The 14,561-nt window shown below is 40.3% G+C and carries 8 protein-coding genes and 1 rRNA gene; 5 read left to right on the top strand and 4 right to left on the bottom strand.

Annotated elements, in window-relative coordinates; genetic code table 11:
* Nucleotides 1–229: 229 nt before the first annotated feature.
* Nucleotides 230–341 (top strand): 5S ribosomal RNA (rrf, locus tag QNI22_RS39295).
* Between the two features lie 1,009 nt (nt 342–1,350).
* Here rrf and QNI22_RS39290 read toward each other — a convergent pair.
* From QNI22_RS39290 to QNI22_RS39280, 3 genes are all read right to left on the bottom strand, one after another.
* Nucleotides 1,351–2,922, bottom strand: a complete 1,572-nt coding sequence (locus tag QNI22_RS39290) for a sulfatase family protein (protein ID WP_419836276.1) — start codon at nt 2,920–2,922, stop codon at nt 1,351–1,353.
* Nucleotides 2,923–2,989: 67 nt separating this feature from the next.
* On the bottom strand, nt 2,990–4,417 hold the full coding sequence (locus tag QNI22_RS39285) for a RagB/SusD family nutrient uptake outer membrane protein (RefSeq protein WP_314520010.1): 1,428 nt from the start codon (nt 4,415–4,417) through the stop codon (nt 2,990–2,992).
* Nucleotides 4,418–4,487: 70 nt separating this feature from the next.
* A complete protein-coding gene (locus tag QNI22_RS39280; RefSeq protein WP_314520008.1) occupies nt 4,488–7,580 on the bottom strand; it encodes a SusC/RagA family TonB-linked outer membrane protein in 3,093 nt (1,030 codons plus the stop codon).
* A gap of 919 nt (nt 7,581–8,499) precedes the next feature.
* Between QNI22_RS39280 and QNI22_RS39275 the strand changes: the two genes are divergently transcribed.
* The 4 genes from QNI22_RS39275 (at nt 8,500) to QNI22_RS39260 (ending at nt 12,702) form a co-directional block, all read left to right on the top strand.
* Nucleotides 8,500–8,853: a hypothetical protein gene (locus QNI22_RS39275; protein WP_314520007.1), complete on the top strand. Its 354-nt coding sequence runs from the start codon at nt 8,500–8,502 to the stop codon at nt 8,851–8,853.
* A 603-nt stretch (nt 8,854–9,456) separates the two neighbouring features.
* Complete coding sequence (locus QNI22_RS39270; RefSeq protein WP_314520004.1) at nt 9,457–10,428, top strand: aldo/keto reductase; 972 nt, start codon at nt 9,457–9,459, stop codon at nt 10,426–10,428.
* A 263-nt stretch (nt 10,429–10,691) separates the two neighbouring features.
* The gene (locus QNI22_RS39265) at nt 10,692–11,504 is read left to right on the top strand and encodes a helix-turn-helix domain-containing protein (protein ID WP_314520003.1); all 813 of its coding nucleotides are present in this window, start codon (nt 10,692–10,694) and stop codon (nt 11,502–11,504) included.
* An 85-nt stretch (nt 11,505–11,589) separates the two neighbouring features.
* Nucleotides 11,590–12,702 (top strand): Gfo/Idh/MocA family protein, encoded by a 1,113-nt coding sequence (locus tag QNI22_RS39260; protein WP_314520001.1) that lies wholly within the window; start codon nt 11,590–11,592, stop codon nt 12,700–12,702.
* Between the two features lie 775 nt (nt 12,703–13,477).
* Here the strand turns inward: QNI22_RS39260 and QNI22_RS39255 are convergent.
* A complete protein-coding gene (locus QNI22_RS39255) occupies nt 13,478–14,560 on the bottom strand; it encodes an alkene reductase (protein WP_314519999.1) in 1,083 nt (360 codons plus the stop codon).
* Between the last annotated feature and the right edge of the window lies 1 nt (nt 14,561).

Genomic DNA, 14,561 nt, shown 5'->3' with positions numbered 1-14,561 from the left:
TTTGCTGATCATGCAAGTCAGATACTCAATCAGAAAAAATACTTTGTTATACTTAAACACTCGTTAATGAGTTTCTCTCTTTTCCACTTGTCAATTCTTTACTACAAAGAGTTTTACTCCACAGAGTAGTACACTCTGAAAAGTAAATGAACTTCTAAAATATTAGATTCCTAATCGAATCAACCAACATTGTCGCAAGACACAAGCATTGTCGCAAGACACAAACATTGTTGGTGGTTATAGTGAAGGTGATCACCTCTTCCCATTCCGAACAGAGAAGTTAAGCCCTTTCACGCCCATGATACTGCCTTCACCGGTGGGAAAGTAGGTTGCCGCCACTTTACTATTATTAAAACACTCACTCAATAGTGAGTGTTTTTTATTTTGTATATCTTTCTAATATCTCTCTCAAATTTCAGGCCTTTTACGGCTGGAGTTAACTATCAAAATAAGAAGATTCTCTGTCATCCTAATCACTTATCCTATTCCCAATAGGATTTTACTCGCATTTTTACATTTATATGGAAAGAAAAGAATATCGTTTAAAAGTTTATCTTTTAAGTAGGATATTTTCGACCCTATTTTTGATTTTATGAACATGAACTCTTTTGCTAATTGTTCCTTTCAAAGTTATCAAAAGACAATGAAATTAGCAGGTATAGGTTTATTGTAAATAAACAAGGTAGATAAGATCGTATATCTGGATACATATTGCAAACAGTTGTATGGATTTCTGTGTTGACCAATAATGTTTCCTATTAGAATCTATACCCTGAAATGATAAATAATGTTTTTTAGAGTTAGATCTCACTATTGGGAAGACCAACACCATTATTTGGATAGATCTGCTACCTGGAATACATATCTCAACCAAGCTAATTATTTCAGAATCTGTTTTTCATTGGACTTAGGTTTCGTAAAGAAGATGTTCCTATTCTGTTTGAGTTTTCGTATCAGCCTGTTTCGGTAATGAATCTTCCTGATTGGGTGAGTGTCTCACATCCTAACCACACAGTATCATCGGATTGATGTGACTGATAATGAATTGGGTTTGAGCACAGATATGCGAGCCTCATCTTTCAGATTTTTGAACGGTTACATGTATAAAATATGCATCTATAGGTATTGGTCTGGCCATTTGCGAAAAAATGGTTACTAATCATGGTGGAGCTATTATGGCTAATAGTACTCTTGGCCAAGAGCAATATTCACTATTTTTCTCCCTTTTTTGATCAGACTCCTATAAATATTGTTAAGAAGTTAAATATTATTATAAAGGTCATCCTATAGAAAAAATCAAACAGCCAGTAACTTAGCTGGCTGTTTGATATGATACAGAAGTTGACTACTCTATCGAGCGGATGTTGAAGACAAATCTCCTTCCAGTATCTTTAACGCTTCATTGTCTTTGGCCTGGACGATCTCTTTTTTGAGTTGTGCTTTCAATGTTGAAGTAATATTTTCATACCCCTTCTTTCCATACAAATTATTCAGGTTTTGTGGGTCTTTCTTAATGTCATACAGTTCCCATGCATTGTCAGGCCCATAGAATCTGGCTAACGTATATTGCTCAGTACGAATACCAAAATGAGGTGGTACATTATGTGGTTTGGGGTATTCATAATAATGATAATAAGCTGCACTCTTCCAGGATGTCTTTTGCCCCTTCAGCAGAGGGAGAAAAGATTGTCCCTGCATCTGATCTGGAACAGACGTTCCTGTCACGTTAAGTAGGGTAGGTGCCCAGTCAAGATTAGATACAACAGCATCTACTTTTGTACCTGGTTTAATCACACTCGGATAACGAATGACAAAAGGTGTTTTTAGAGACTGTTCATAAATAAACCGTTTGTCAAACCATCCATGTTCACCTAGATAAAAACCCTGATCAGATGCATAGATTATTACTGTATTCTCTGTCAGACCATGTTGGTCCAGATAGTCGAGTATCTTGCCAATATTTCGGTCCAGAGATCGGGCTGTAGCCAGATAGTCTCGCATGTAGCGTTGATATTTCCATTCTACAAGAGCTTTGCCACTCAGATTTTTCTCATCAAACTCTTTGCTGACCTTCTTTTCATAATAGTTATAAAAGGCCGTCTTCTGCTCGGGTGTGAAGCCTTTATAAGGATTGTACCCTGTTTCGGAGTCATAGTCTGCATGCACCTTCAGGTCCTCTTTTAACCTCATAGTTTTGTCGATGGTCATATCTTGTTTTTGTGCTGCAATACGGCCTGTATATTCATCATAAAAGGTTGAAGGCAAAGGGAAGTTTACATTGTCATAGTATCCCAGATCTTCAATGGCTGGTAACCATTCACGGTGAGTAGCCTTGTGGCCTACTACGAGAAAGAACGGTTTAACTGTATCCCGCTTACTAAGCCATTCCTCTGAGAGCTGTGTAATAATATCTGTTACATAGCCAGTATATTTTACCTTTTCATTTTTTGAATTGATAAAGTCCGGATTGTAGTACAGACCTTGCCCTGGTAGTACATTCAAATAATCAAATCCATTGGGTAATGCGCCTAGGTGCATTTTACCAATCCATGCTGTTTGATAACCATTCTGCTGAAGTTGCTCTGAGAACACAGGCTGATTAATATCAAACTGTTTCTCATTGAGTTTATACCCATTTATATGGCTGTGTTTCCCTGTCAATAAGACGGCCCGGCTTGGACCACATATTGAATTGGTGACCACATTGTTATATAGAATAGCTCCCTGACTGGCTATACGATCAATGCTGGGAGTCTGGACTAACTTGCTGCCATAGGCACTAATGGCTTGATAGGCATGATCATCCGAGAGAATAAAGATTACGTTAGGCCGTTTTTTCTCCTGTGTAGCTGCCTTCTGTGCAAAGGCTACCGGAGTAAAGGATATGCTCATCAGGCAGAGCATACATAGGATACGATACATAGTCATTTTCATTTTATGTGCATGTTTTCCTCTACGAATAAACAGTTTTTATGGATGTATTTTTAATTTATTGAGGATATTGATCATTTTGTGTGAGATTTTTATTTACATCGCGTTCCCGCTGTGGGATAGGAAACAGCACGTGATAATCCTGAATGGCGGTATTCCCTTTGGCACGCATGGTAGATATTAACTTTCCTGTTCGTACCAGATCAAACCACCGGTGGTCCTCAAACCCAAACTCCCAACGTCGTTCCTGCAGAATTGCTTCATCGAATGTTTCAGCGTTCAACCCTGCCAGATCAATGGAGGCATCGGGTTGAGTGATGGGTTTACCGAAGGCACGACGACGCACTTGATTAACAGCCTCTAAGGCGTCTGCAGTTGGACCTTCCAGTTTGTTAATAGCCTCTGCATAGGTGAGCAGTATATCTGAATATCGGATTACAGGATAATTCAGAGTGCCTTCTCCCAGGTTGGTAATTGCAGAAGGATCAAAGAATTTGTACCAGTGTGGACGGAAAGTCGCTACACCCGCACCTGCATCATACTGGGTGAAGAAAGTGCGGTCACGTCGCAGGTCACCGCTGGCAAAGCTATCGTAGAACTCTTGTGTAGGTACATCAGCACTGTTACCAGCTACGGTTCCTCCTCCAGCCAGTTTGATTGTAGCTCGCGGAAGGAAAAGTGCCATACCAAAACCATTTGCCGCACCTGTATTTCCCTTATTTTGTATAGCGAAAATAAGTTCTTTGTTAAAGCGGTTGGTAGGAGTAAAAATGTCAAAATAACTTTCCAGCAAGCCAAACTGAGTGTCGTCCAATACCTGCGTTGCTTTTTCTTTTGCCTTTTGGTATTCTTTGCGGGTAAGATAAACTTTAGCTAGTAGTCCTGTAGCAGATGACTGAGTGGCACGACCCAGATTAGCTGATGTGTTTGTTTTGTCCAGATTCTGCTCTGCAAATTCCAGGTCATCAATTATTTGTGCATATACTTCCTCTACAGGTGAACGTGGTGTGTTCACATCTTCCAGAGAAGTAACCTGATGCAATACGAGCGGAACATCACTAAATAACCTTACCATATTAAAATACAGTAGGGCACGAACAAACCGGGCTTCTGCAACCAATCTGTTCTTTTTGGTTTCATTAAATGCGATCAAAGGTATTTTGTCGATAGCAACATTGGCACTGGCTATTGATTTGTATACTGCTGTATAAAGCGTATAAATCCTGTCATTTACCGGGCCATGGGTATAGTCATTGAGGGCAAATATATTGGAATTGGCTACACCCTGACCACATTCAGCATTATCGGTTGTTAGTTCTGCCAGCAGATAAATACCCCGATAATAAATGTTCCACTGATCGTTCAGTCCATCGTATACACTTACTACAGCAGCATCGGCATTAGCTTCTGTTTTGTAAAAGTTTTCAGCTACCATCAACGATTCTGGATCTTCTTTGAGAAATTCGCTGCAGGCAGAGCTTGCCATAAGAAACAATATAACAAGTAGATAGAATATCTTTTTCATCGGATATAAGAGAATGAATAGGTCAGTTAAATTAGAAGCTAAAGTTCACTCCTACCATATAGGATCGTGTATTAGGATAAGCGTCTGAGTCAATACCTCGCAAAATGTTGTTTTGTCCTGACTGATTTACTTCCGGATCGTAACCGGTATAGTGGGTAAGTACAAACAGATTTTGGCCAGATACATAGAGTTTTGCCGAGCCAATACGTGCGTGTTTAAGCCAGCTACCAGGTAGATTATAGGCAAGAGTTAATGTTCCCAATCGTAGGAAAGAACCATCTTCCAGCTGCGCATCAGAAAATAAGAAGGAACGATTCAGCGAAGCTCTTGGTATTTCATTGCTTGGATTGGTTGGGGTCCAGCGATCCTTTACACGAGCCGAACTGTTCTTTTGTCCTGTGGGCAGATCCAGGTCGGCACGGGTGCTGTTAAGAATCTTATTGCCATAAACAAAGTTAAAGGATGCTGCCAGTTCAATGCCCTTGTAGGCAATATCTGTAGAAAATCCTCCAAAGAATTTAGGCTGTGAACTTCCCAAGAAAACGCGATCCTGTGCATTTAATATATTGTCATTTTTAACATCTTTATACTTTCTGTCTCCGGGAACGGCATTTTTTTGTGCACTGGATGCAATGTCATCTCCAGTCTGGAAAATACCATCACTTACATACCCATAAAAAGCACCGATAGGCTGTCCAGGCTGAATGACAATGGGATCACTGATTTTCAGATAGCCATTGATCTCACCAGTAAGTATCTGGCTTACCGGGCCCAGGTCGAGTACCTTGTTTCGGTTGAAAGCAATATTGAAGTTTGCATTCCATCTCACGCCTTTGTCTAATAGAACTGTCTGAATGCCTAACTCTATTCCTTTATTTTCCACACTACCAATGTTTTGCAGCGCAGTTGAAAATCCAGTTGACCAGGGAACATTTATATTCAGCAACATATCTGTTGTCTTTTTGTAGTAGGCATCTAGTGTCAAATTAACTCTGCCCTGAAAAACTCCCAGATCTAGACCTATGTCAGTTTGGGTAGTAGTTTCCCATTTCAGATCGCCATTGGGAATATTACCTGGTGTAAAGCCTTTAACCACTTTGTCCCCAATGATATAACTGGCTCCTGTCAACCCGGCTAGCGACTGATAGCTGTTAATCTCCTGGTTACCGATTTTTCCATAGCTAAGTCTCAATTTGAGCTCGTCGATAAAAGAGATGTTTTTGATAAATTCTTCCTGTGATAACTTCCATGCAATAGATCCGGAGGGAAAGAAACCATATTTATTGTTGGTTCCGAATTTGGAAGAGCCATCTACACGTCCAGTCAGTGTGAGCAAGTATTTATCGCGGAAAGCATAATTCACTCGACCTATATAGGAGAGAAGCCCCCAGTCAGACACATTGGTAACAGGAGCGTTGATAATAGCACCTGATCCCAGATTGTCAGCTTTGAGCAGGTCATTGACAAATCCGGATGCAGATGAGGTACTGATTGTGCGTCTGTATTTCTGTGCTGTAAAACCGGCAAGTACAGTAAAGGCATGTTGATCGAATGACTGAGTATAGGTTAGTGTATTTTCGTTTAGCCAGGAATAGGAATTGGCGTTAGATACCCTGCCAAGTCCCTGAAGTGTATAGCCTGCCAGAATGGTACGAGGAGCATAGTATTTTTCTTCAGTAATGATAATATCAGTGCCCAGACTGGTACGGAAGGTAAGCCCTTTTAGAATCTGATAGTTGGCAAATATATTACCCAGCAACCGTGTACTAAGCGATTTATTAGTTAGCTCTCTCGCTGTAGCCACAGGATTCCCTATGGGTATACCCCTATCATTTTCCAACACATAGGAACCTTCTGTATTGTATACCTTCAGGATAGGATTGAAATCCAGTGCAGATACGACTACTCCCTGTGTCCCTTCTCCTCCGCCTGTACTGGTAAGTGCCTGATTGGAATTTACATTGGAGGCAGTAAGGTTGGTTCCAATCGAGAACTTTGAAGATGCCTGTTTCTCAAAATTGAACCTTGCTGAATACCGTTTGAAATTTGAGTTAATAATAATTCCATCCTGGTCAAAGTAATTGAGCGAAAGAGCATATTTATTTTTGGCATCACCACCCGAGGCACTGATCTGATAGTTTTGTACAGGTGCAGAGCGGAATATCTCTTTTTGCCAATCCGTGCCTTTTCCAAATGATGCAATTTGTTCTTCCGTAAAGATTTGTGAACCATTTGCGTCATTTACTAGTCTGGCGTATTCAGTTGCATTTAGCAATGGAAGTGTTTTGGAAACATGCTGAACGCCATAGTAGGCATTGACATCTATTTTCATATCGCCTTGCTGACCTTTTTTTGTAGTGATCAGCACAACACCATTGGCACCCCGTGCACCGTAAATAGCTGTTGCCGATGCATCTTTCAATATTTCTATAGACACTATATCATTGGGGTTGATCAGTGCCAGCGCATTAAGCCTGGGACCGACAGTTGCTCCACCTCCTGTACTATTATTGTCGTTGTATACCGGAAATCCGTCAATAACATACAAGGGTTCACTACCTGTATTGACTGAGTTACTTCCCCGGACCCGAATAGAAGTAGCTCCACCCGGCTGAAAGGAAGTACTGGTAACCTGTACACCTGCAGCACGACCTTTCAATCCATTGTCGAGTGATACCACTGGCGTTTTTTTAAACTCTGCTTCTGAAATCGACGTAATAGATCCGGTAAGGTCACTTTTTTTCTGCGTTCCATAACCGACAACTACCACCTCGTTAAGTGATTTGACATCCGCAGGCAGGGTGACATCAATGATGCCTTTATTGCCTGCTGTTATTTCAATAGATTGAAAACCTATACCCGAAAATACAAGGACTCCATCTTCAGGAATCTGGATAGAATAGCGACCATTGCCATCCGTAGTAGTACCTGTAGTGCTGTTTTTCAAAACCACATTGATTCCTGGAATAGCAGCACGATCTGTTTCTGAGATAACTTTTCCAGTTACAGTCCTTGTCTGTAACTGAGTTTGTTGTGCCTGAACTTGTAAAGCTACAAAGAGGAGGATAGCAAAAATGGACCAAGCCATCCAACCAGTTGATGACGGTTGTAAATTTTTAGTCATACATTAACGAGTTAAGAATGAATTGAGTAATAAGAGGTAAACAGATACAATGACCCTGTCAGATAGTGTACGCCTATCCTTGGCCTATTTCTTAGGAGAGGTCAAAGCAGTATGTACTACTGAAAAGAAAAGAATGCAATCAACAACAACACCTATTACAAACAGGGGTGTGAGGAACAATACTGGAGAACAGGAAAGACAGCTCTCCAAGGGTAGAAGTAAATTGTATCGATTTCATAATGGTAACTGAATCGAATACTAATTACTGGTGGGATAAAAAGTACTCTACTAATTATATAGACAAAGTAATAGTATTGTCTGTAATTGAGCAAGAGATATTTTTGTTTTTTAGTTTCTTAGTGAATTTTAAAAGTGGAAGTAATTCATTATTAATGTAATAACCAGCAATTAGTACAATATATATTCACTATTAAGTTAAATAAAATAAGCTAGAGCAGGTGTAGCTGTATTATGTAGCAGTAACTGGCCGAAATAGAAATATCATCCTCGGAATTGGCTCTAAGGTCGCAGCTTCAATTGGGGTCGGATTTGTCTGGTATCAAATAGCTACTTTATAGGAGTCTTCATTTGATTTCTTTAACCCAACATGAAGCTGTTCGTAATGATCTTTCACAGATTCTTTTCATCAATATGAACATTTTTACTTATCACTAAAAATCGATTTCTGCCATACTAAACCAGTTATCATATTTAGGTGTATGCTAAAAGGAATTTAGTCTTTTGATTGATAGAACCATTTTATAGGTCAATATCTGTAAAAACTACTCCTACGAGTAATAACATTGAGCTGCGTGAGATATGTTTTATTACTTTCAGGGAGCGGTTACCAGCGACTAGAGTATGCATAACGAAGAAGCCATAGAAGGTATACTACAAATGTAAAGAAATAAGTATCAAAATGGACTATACATACATTGCCGAAAAAATCATTAGCCTCAAAGATGCTGATCTGAAGCTTAGGGAAATACTTGTTCAAAACGGACAGCTTTCAGGAGGATATAACAAACAAATGGAAGAATTGCATAACCAGAATGCTGAGATAATGCATGAAATAATAGATAGTATTGGCTGTCCAACAATAGATAAGGTAGGGAAAGAAGCCAGTGAAGCTGCCTGGTTGGTCATACATTCCATTGGACAGCCCGAATTTATGAAGAAGTGTAGAGATCTGCTTGAAGATGCTGTGAGTGATAATAAGGCAAGCCCCAGTTGTATGGAACTCAATTTGACTGGGACGAACATGGAGAACTAAGTCCTGACCCTTTTGATGACTTAATCCAGGTAAACCAAAGACGAAAATCTATTGGTCTTAATACACTTGAAGAACAAACCATACTCATAAGAAAAAGGGCAAAAGAAGAGAATCAATCACCACCAATAGATTTTGAAAAAAGGAGGGAGGAAATGGATGAGTGGAGAAAGAGAGTAGGTTGGATAAAATAAAAATATCTGCTAAAAATGCTTGCCGAAGGTAGCATTAATATAGAGAATAAAAATTACTCTGAGAGTATAGTGATATTCTTACTATACCATCTTATTTAATTGAACTGGTATTTTAATCTGAGGATACTGGAAAAGACATTTCAGATAAGTTAACACAAGTGCTTTTCAGACTATCTATAAAGAAGTTATCTCAGGCATTATTGATAACAGAGCTCTTTATCAATATCCATTTGATCCTTGCCTGTTGTCCCCTCCTTTTTTCCACGCAGTTGTAACTGAAAGCACCTACATTTGTTATTCAATGGTAAAATAAGAAATGAGCCGTACGGACAAGTAAATTGAGCCGTAAGAGAAATACGCCAACGGATATAATGTAGACCTTTGTCTTGTTAATTCATTTAAAAGAACCGCAATGACAACAATAACAAAAATTGCCCTTGGCAAAAATGGTCCCTTCGTATCTAAACTTGGTTTAGGATGTATGCGTATGTCATCTACCTGGGGAGGGCCTACTAATGATGAAAATGAAAGCGTTGCTACTATTCAGATGGCACTGGATAATGGTATTAACTTTCTGAATACCGGAGATTTTTATGGAGCGGGTCATAATGAGCTACTTGTAGGCAAAGCCATTAAGAACAGAAGAGAAGAGGCATTTATAAGTGTGAAGTTTGGGGCTATCTTTTACAATGGACAGTTGATTGGTCTGGATCTGCGACCTGTAGCTATCAAGAACTTTATCAACTATTCGTTGGTGAGGTTGGGTATTGATACAATTGATCTGTATCAACCATGCCGACTGGATAATAGTGTGCCTGTAGAAGATGTGATTGGAACTATCGCTGATCTGATCAAAGAAGGAAAAGTGCGTCACCTGGGTGTGTCAGAAATCACAGCTGAGCAGTTACGTAAGGCACATAATGTACATCCTGTATCAGCTCTGGAAATAGGGTATTCTCTAGCTGACCGCCAAATCGAAAAAGATCTGCTTCCTACAGCGAAGGAATTGGGTATTGCTGTAGTGGCCTTCGCCAACACAGCGGAAGGATTGCTTACAGGCGAACTGAAAGCCCCTCTTCAGAACAACGACTACCGAAACCATTTCTCACGTTTTCAGGGGGAGAATCTGATAAAGAACCTGGAAAGAGTGGAAGTATTAAAGACGATAGCAAAGGAAAAAGGATACAGCCCTACTCAACTGGCTATTGCCTGGGTAAATGCACAGGGTGAGCATATTATGCCTCTGGTAAGCATGAGCCGCAGATCACGCCTTCCTGAAAATCTACAGGCTATGGACATTACCTTTACGGAAGATGAGATACATACCCTTAATTCGCATTTTTCGGTGGGTGCTATGCTTGGCAGTACCTATCTGCAAAGATAGAATATACCCATAAGAGGTTGTCTAAATTATTATTAAAAAAGCGAAAAGAGTAGATTTTGTAGCGAGATGAGATATTTACCTACAGGCCAATCGCAACGTAGCCAGCGGCTACTCACCGAAAAATGGACGAAATACGCAGCACATGTATTTTTAGTTCTTTAAGAACTTTATTATCTGCCTTTGCAGCCTTTTAGAATAATTTGAGACAACCTCTAAGGCAGGTATGATGTATTTACCCCAACCTGTTTTATATCTTTACATTTATGCAAAATCCAACTGAAATACTTCCGGGAGTCATCTTTTACTCGTATCTATCCAAACAGCGAAAGGATAAAGTAGGTTTTTTCGAGCATAGTACTCTGGTATTACAGGTTAGCGGCCACTTCATGATGGAAACAGCCAGTGAAAAAATCTCAATGAAACAAGGCCAGATGTTGCTGATCCGAAAAAATCAGTTGGGAGAACTTACCAAAATGCCTCTGGAGGGAGAAGACTACCAAACTCTTGTGATCAGTCTAAAGGAAGATCTGCTCAGGCAATTTGCTCTGGAAGAGAAAATTGAGATAGAGAAAAAATATGCTGGTCCACCCAACATCCTTATTCCCCAGAACGATTTTCTGAAGGGATTTTTTCAATCGGCAATACCTTATACTCGTTATCCGGAAGAAAAAATAACCAGGGACCTGGGTATGTTAAAGGTGAGAGAGGCTGTTCATCTGCTACTGTATACCATGCCCGACCTTAAGGAGTTTCTATTCGATTTTTCCGAGCCGTATAAAATAGATCTGGAAAAGTTCATGCTTAGCAATTTTCATTTCAATGTTCCTGTTGAGAAGTTTGCCCAACTTACCGGAAGAAGTCTGGCAGGGTTTAAACGGGACTTCCAAAAAGTGTTTGGCATGGCTCCCCGACATTGGTTGCAGGAAAGAAGGCTGGCTGAAGCTCGTCATTTAATCGAAGACAGGCAGAAAAAACCTTCTGCAATCTATCTCGAACTGGGATTTGAAAGCCTTTCTCACTTTTCACATTCGTTTAAGAAAAAGTTCGGCAAGGCCCCTACCGAGTGGCTATATTGATATGTAGTTGATCCTTAGTATGGAAAGGATAATTGCAGCCAGCCAAGCAGCAAACCATTTATATCTTAAAAATCGAAAATACATCGTGAAAAATATATCAGCAACCACAAATAAAATCAGAGTAGGGATTATTGGAGCCAATACTACAAACTGGGCATCTCGATCACACATTCCAGCATTGAAGTTACTCCCCGGATTTGAACTCACAGCTGTAAGCACTACAAAGATGAGTTCAGCCCAACAAGCAGCAGAAAAGTTTGGAGTAAAGCATGCTTTTGATAATGAGTCTGATCTGGTTAGCTGTCCGGATGTAGATCTTGTTGTGATAGCAGTTAAGGTGCCTTATCATTATCAACTGGTTAAAGCAGCAGTTGAAGCAGGTAAAATGGTTTATTGTGAATGGCCACTTGGTAACGGTACCAGAGAAGCGGAAGAAATGGCAACCCTGGCTAATGACAAGGGAATACGTACCTTTACCGGATTGCAGGCTTTATCCCTGCCAGAAACGATTTACCTGAAAAAAGTTATTGCAGATGGGTTGATTGGAGAAGTACTTTCTTCCAACATACTAGGTTCGGGAGGGATGTGGGCTGATATCCGATCGGAAGGAAACATTTATATGTATGACCCGGCAAATGGTGCTACTATGTTAGAAATTCCTTTTGCCCATACACTTGCTGCCTATCTTGCAGTTCTGGGTAACTATCAATCAGTGAGTACTACATTGGCTCGTAGAAGAACGGAAGTAACCTTATTGACAAACGGTACAAAAGTGCCACAACTGACTAATGATCAGATTGTTGTTTCGGGCATCCTCAAAGCAGGGATTGTTTCTAACATCCACTATAGAAGTGGGATATCAACAGGAACCAACTTTCTCTGGGAAATAAATGGTACCAAAGGGGATATTCTTGTTTCCGGGCAATTAGGGCACTATCAGCTTACACCTGTTACAGTACAATATGCGGCAAGTGGAGAGAAGTTACAGTCACTTGAAATTCCAACTAACTATTTAACAGACGTGTCTGAACCTCTCCATCAGCCTGTATATGGTTTATACTATACATACAAAGCAGTTTGGAATGATATTCAAAATAATACTCATACTGTTCCTGATTTTGCTCAGGGGGTGCGTATGCACAAACTGCTGGATAGGATCAAAGAAAGTGCTGAGGAAGGAAGGACGATTACTATGTAGATGAATCAGCAAAACAGACTCGAACCCCAGACAACTTCTTCCTAGCCCAGACGCTATATAGCAAGCAATTAGTTCTTATCTTGTTTCATAACTTTTTTAATTTTGAATGTGAGTCATCCCAAATGTTGGATATGAGTAAAACCCAAGCCTATACTTTTGAAAGTATGGGCTTAGGGCAATTTTTGAGAAAGATCTCTTTCTTCGTTTGTTTATTGTCACTTTCATCACTCTTCCACTGATCTCTTCATTTTTTGCTCACACACAAATCTGGCTCACCAAACTCTCGTTTGGTGAGCCAGATTTGTGTGTGAGCAAAAAAGGGCAAAAAATTCCAAAGCTTCGCCCCGCAAGGCCAAGAGCCAACCTCGCGGGAAAAAGATTGCCTACGCACCTACACCACCTTCCGCGATTGAAGTTTCCTTTGCTCTCTTTGTAACATTTATTATCCCTTCTCAATGAGATTCTTTATTCAAAATTCGAGATGACTCATGTCCTTTTTTGTCCTTCTGAAAGAGACTTTTGACAAATAGAGCCATCTTTGGCTTCTGAGAGAAAAAAATACACTCCAATGGGAAAGGTCGCTAACCTTGCCAGAAGATTCTTTCAGAAGGACAGAGAAAGGGTGGTTCTTTCAGAAGGACAGAGACATGGAATTGTTTTCCAAAGAGAGTATTTTTTTCTTTAATTATAGGTCTTCCAGAAAAGATATGGGACAGAATAAGGCAATCCGTATCGTCCTGATGTAGACTCCAGCTGAAAAGCTAAAACAGTTAGCTTAGGCATTTAGGAATGGGTAGTCAATATACCCTTGTGCGCCGCCTCCAAACATAGTAGCTCTGTCAGGTTGGTTAAGAGGGGCATCTTTTTCGAATCGTTTTGGAAGGTCAGGATTTGCTAAAAATAGTGTACCAAAAGAAATGATTTTGGCAATGCCTTTTTCAAGTTCTGCTTCGGCAGACACTTTGTCGTAGCCAGTATTGGCTATAAGGGTATGCTTTACCATTCTGCCAAATAACTCAATTTCATCATCTTCTGGATAACCCGGCACCGCCGAGAATAGCGGACTACGTTTCATTAACTCTACATAGGTAAAATCCAGTTTGTTGAGTTCCTCAATCAAATGAGTATAGGTGGCAACCGGGTTGTCCACTAACATATCTCCATAGGGATGAAAAGGCGATATTTTTATCCCTACTTTATCCCCTCCGACAGCACGGATCAGCTCCTGCATTACTTCCAGAACAAAACGAGTTTTATTTTCAATACTTCCTCCATATTCGTCTGTTCGTTTGTTGGCGCTTTCTGCTAAAAACTGATTGGGCAGATACCCATTCGCTGCATGCAGTTCTACACCATCAAACCCTGCGGCCATTGCATTTCTGGCTGCCTGACCGTAATCCAGTATGATTTGTTTAATTTCATCAACTGTTAGTGCCCTCGGTGTTTCGTAGTCTTTGAGACCCTGAGAGGTAAAATGTTTCATTCCGGTAATGGCAACCGCTGACGGTGCAACCGGTAATACACCTTTGCGATCAACCGAATGACCAGCCCTTCCGGTATGCCAAAGCTGGGCAATAATGACACCCCCTCTGTCATGAACCGCTTTTGTAACTTTCTTCCAGGCTTCAATCTGGTCGGGTGTAAAAATGCCAGGGGTAAAAGGGCTTCCTATGGCTTGTTCACTAATAGTAATGGCTTCTGTAAAGAGTAGTCCTGCACTTACTCTTTGTGTATAATACTCAACGGTTAAATCACCTACTACTCCGTTTATATCGGCACGACTTCGGGTCATGGCAGACATCGCCATTCTATTTTTCAATGTTAGTTTCCCTAACTGGGTTTTATCAAACAGTTTCATT

The sequence above is a fragment of the Xanthocytophaga agilis genome, assembly GCF_030068605.1.
Lineage (GTDB): Bacteria > Bacteroidota > Bacteroidia > Cytophagales > 172606-1 > Xanthocytophaga > Xanthocytophaga agilis.
This window is presented reverse-complemented; position numbering and strand designations above follow the sequence as displayed.

Bases quoted from the DNA above. Each gene is read 5' to 3' on its own strand.
- QNI22_RS39270 (WP_314520004.1), top strand. From the start codon at position 9,457: ATGACAACAATAACAAAAATTGCCCTTGGCAAAAATGGTCCCTTCGTA.
- QNI22_RS39280 (WP_314520008.1), bottom strand. From the start codon at position 7,580: ATGACTAAAAATTTACAACCGTCATCAACTGGTTGGATGGCTTGGTCC.
- QNI22_RS39290 (WP_419836276.1), bottom strand. From the start codon at position 2,922: ATGTATCGTATCCTATGTATGCTCTGCCTGATGAGCATATCCTTTACT.
- QNI22_RS39285 (WP_314520010.1), bottom strand. From the start codon at position 4,417: ATGGCAAGCTCTGCCTGCAGCGAATTTCTCAAAGAAGATCCAGAATCG.
- QNI22_RS39255 (WP_314519999.1), bottom strand. From the start codon at position 14,560: ATGAAACTGTTTGATAAAACCCAGTTAGGGAAACTAACATTGAAAAAT.
- QNI22_RS39265 (WP_314520003.1), top strand. From the start codon at position 10,692: ATGCAAAATCCAACTGAAATACTTCCGGGAGTCATCTTTTACTCGTAT.
- QNI22_RS39275 (WP_314520007.1), top strand. From the start codon at position 8,500: ATGGACTATACATACATTGCCGAAAAAATCATTAGCCTCAAAGATGCT.